This window comes from Sphaerospermopsis reniformis, from assembly GCF_005402885.1.
Taxonomy (GTDB): Bacteria; Cyanobacteriota; Cyanobacteriia; order Cyanobacteriales; family Nostocaceae; genus Sphaerospermopsis; species Sphaerospermopsis kisseleviana.
On sequence record NZ_BJCE01000351.1, the window covers coordinates 1 to 3,924 of the forward strand.

Here is a 3,924-nt window from a genome sequence, read left to right on the forward strand (position 1 = left end):
GAAATCCCAAAAAATGCACACTTTTTCCGGTATACCCTTCAAAACCCTTGCACTAATTTCTGTGTTTATCAGCCTCTAACCTTTGATATATCAAGGTTTTAGGTTTATTCAGCAAACCCTACTTACTAAAAACCTTTCCTTGCTTTCTATCCTCTACCCTTGAGCAAGATGTAACTTTCCATTGTCAATTATCAATTATCAATTGATCACTGATGGTTTTCTTCTTTCTTGCTGACGGAGAATGACGGCTGAATGTTTACTTGAAACCTTGAATAAAACAATTATCAATTAATTATCAATTATCACTTGATAACTATGAGATTTCAGCTTGATGGTTGACTCTGTTAATAATTATTTTTCGCAATTCATCAGCTATTAAAATTAACGGTGGACAAAACAATAACATCAACAAATAAGATAGTTTTAAAGGTGCAGTCGAGAAGACATTTTGCAAAGTAGGAGAATAAATAATTGATAGAATCAATATCCATTCCACCGCAATTCCTGCCCAAATTAAACGGTTAGTAAAAAAGCCCAAACGCAAAATAGAAAATCTTTCGGAACGACAGGCAAAAACGTTACCATCTTGACAAGCGACAATTACAGCTAAAGTCATAGTTGTAGCTTGGTGATAAATCGCCATTGTCGCGGCATTTGCGGAGTGAGATAAAATACTAGGGCTAAGTGCCTGTAATTGGGGAAGATTATAACCATTTGTCCACCAAACAAAGAAAAATCCTGCCATACCTGCTAAACCTTCCAGCAGACCTAAAAAGCAGTAAGCACGCAGTAATAAAGGTAAATCTAACAGTGCTTGGGATTTTTTCCGGGGTGGTAACTCCATTGAACCAGTTTCCGGTTTTTCTGCCCCTAATGCTAGTGCGGGTAACATATCTGTACCTAAGTCAATGGCTAATATCTGCAAAATTACTAGTGCTGGCGGTATTTTCAGAAACACCATTGCTAGGAAAGGTAAAAACTCCGCCATGTTGGAAGCGAGAATGTAAGTCATGAACTTGCGGATATTTTGATACACCGCCCGACCCTGTTCAATTGCAGAGACGATAGTGGCAAAGTTGTCATCTATGAGAACAATATCCGCAGCTTCACGGGCAACATCAGTACCACTAATTCCCATCGCTATGCCGATATTTGCAGCACGTAAAGCGGGGGCATCGTTGACACCATCACCAGTAACAGCGACGATATGACCAAGGGTTTTATAGGCTTCAACTAACCTGAGTTTCTGTTCTGGTATGACTCTGGCAAATACTAACCCGGTTTTGTGCTTGTGGATGATTTGCCGTAATTGCGTATCAGAAAGATGTCCTAATTGTTCACCAGTGATAATTCTGGGTTTACCGTTAGCTAAACCAATACGTTGGGCGATCGCTGCTGCTGTTAAACCATAATCACCTGTAATCATAGTAACTTGAATGCCGGCACGATGACAAAGGGCGATCGCATCCGCAACTTCTGGACGTGGTGGATCAATCATCGCCACCAACCCCAAAAAAGTCAAATCCTGTTCTAACAAATTATTATCTAGCTGATTTAATTCCCCCCCACCTTGCCTTGTCGCCACCCCTAAAACACGATAACCTTGACTAGCCAATTGATCATTAGCCGCCACAACTTCCTCGCGCTGAGTTTCCGTTAATTCCAGCTTTTCCCCCGAATGCCATAAATACCGCGAATGCTGCAACACATCCAAAGGCGCACCCTTGGTAAAAATCACATACTCGCAATTTTCAACATTATCTAACCCTAAATTACCTGATAATAAAACCGTCATCATCCGGCGGTGAGAATCAAAAGGAATCTCCCGAACCCTGGGCGATCGCTGTTGCAACTCCTCCAACTGCAAACCCGCCTTAATTGCCGCCACCAATAACGCCGCTTCCGTAGGATCACCCACAGCTTGCCATTGATTGGAATTGGGGGGATGATTTAACCGCGCATTAGAACAAAGCGCCGCACCAGTCAACATTAACCGCACCTGAGACTGATTTTCACCAGAGGTAATTTCTACTTCTCCCTTGGGTTCATAACCCACCCCAGTCACATTAATATTAGTATTAGGAATCCATAATTGGCGGACAGTCATTTCATTTTTAGTCAAAGTCCCAGTTTTATCAGTGCAAATAACAGTCGTTGCACTCAGAGTTTCCACCGCAGACAAACGCCGCACCAAAGCATTCTTAGTAGCCATGCGTCTGACACCGATTGCCAATGCTAAACTCACAGTAGGTAGTAAACCTTCGGGAACAAACGCCACAATAATACCAATGGCAAAAATGAAACTTTCTTTGAGTTGCATTCCCACCAGCAACTTAGTTAATAAAAATATCACCACCCCCATACTCAAAGCAATGATAGTAATGATGTGAACCACCCTAGAAATCTGCACCTCTAAAGTGCTGGCTTCCCGCTTCACATTTGCCGTAAGATGGGCGACTTGACCAAATTCTGTATGTGTCCCTGTTGCATATACTACCGCCAGTCCCCGACCAGCAGCAACCGTAGAACCTGCAAATACTAAATTACTCGCTTCCGAAGCATGGATATTTGCGGCGGTGACAGGTTCGCTAATGCGGGGAACAGGCAAAGATTCCCCTGTAAGTACGGAAGCATCTACATATAAAGATTGACTTTCAATCAGTCTGGCATCAGCGGAGATTTTATCACCTTCTTCTAACTGCATGACATCGCCGCTAACTAATTCACGGGCAGCAATTACAGATAATTTTCCATCACGATAAACTTTAGCTTGGGAAGGTAAGATTTTTTTCAGTGCTGATAAAGCTTTTTCCGCTTGATATTCCTGCCAAAAACTAAAAATAGCATTAATCCAAATTACTGCCCAAATTGCCCAACCTAATTCCGGTGTTTGGGAAATAAAAGCTAATATTCCCGCTACCCACAACAGCAACGCCATAAAATGGGTTAATTGGTCAGTGAAACGGAGTATTAAAGGGCGGGTTTGGGGTTCGGGAAGTTCATTATAACCAAATTGTTTTAATCTTAAATTTGCTTCTGCCTCGCTGATACCTTGGGGAGTTGTTGTTAGTGTCTTGTAGACATCTGTAGGTGTCAGCGTCCAAATATGAAAGTTGGAATTCATACTTTTGGTATCAATCCGGCTTTGATATCTTAGATGCTGAGTTTATACCTGTTCATCTGTCAAAGGTATTATCTGAATCAGGATGTCTGGTTACTGAGCGAAGTCGAAGTACAGGATTAAAGGATTTACAGGATTTTAGTTTGTGGTCAAAGATTCCCGACTTCTAAAAATAATTAATTGCATGAATAAAAAGATAAATGATATTTTTTCTCTGCGTCCTCTGTGTCTCTGTGGTTCGTTTAAAAAAAAGGTAATTTAAAAGTAATACCAGAATAATTGAACGCAGATGCACGCAGATAAGCCACATCCTGTAAATCTTTAAATCCTGGACATCCTGATTCATACAAATTAAAATATTAGTACACCACAAATAAAATATATAATGTATGAATAACTCAACATTTACCATTTTTATAGTCTTTGGATTTATTTGGATTTTTATGGCCACTGCTGCTGTAATTGCACTGTTTAAATCTGATGGTCAAGAAATTAGGATTAGTAAAATGGGATTAATCATTATTATTCCTATTATTTTACCAATTATTATTACCTTGAGTTATGCAGCATTTAAAGGGTCTTTTTAATAAAGGGACATTTTAATAGGACTTACGCAACTGGCATATTTCTCTGTTCGTAGTAAGCGATTTATCGCTTATTTTTGGCACTAAAGTGCCTAAGCTGTTGTGCAGCTAGATTGTATAATAGGGAATTAAGTAACTAAGCGATCGCTTCTGAATTATGCCAGCAAAAAACCATCTGTCTCAAGAACAGAGAGAAAAGCTGTTAAAACACCTAAAAGA

Annotated in this window: 2 protein-coding genes; one reads left to right on the forward strand and one right to left on the reverse strand. The window is 40.1% G+C overall.

The window, feature by feature from the left end; translation table 11 throughout:
• Nucleotides 1–313 precede the first annotated feature (313 nt).
• Nucleotides 314–3,124 carry a cation-translocating P-type ATPase gene (locus FFR48_RS26100; protein ID WP_137669364.1) on the reverse strand — a complete coding sequence of 937 codons (2,811 nt, stop codon included), beginning with the start codon at nt 3,122–3,124 and terminating at the stop codon, nt 314–316.
• Nucleotides 3,125–3,510: 386 nt separating this feature from the next.
• Between FFR48_RS26100 and FFR48_RS26105 the strand changes: the two genes are divergently transcribed.
• Complete coding sequence (locus tag FFR48_RS26105) at nt 3,511–3,708, forward strand: hypothetical protein (protein WP_096565669.1); 198 nt, start codon at nt 3,511–3,513, stop codon at nt 3,706–3,708.
• Nucleotides 3,709–3,924 lie beyond the last annotated feature (216 nt).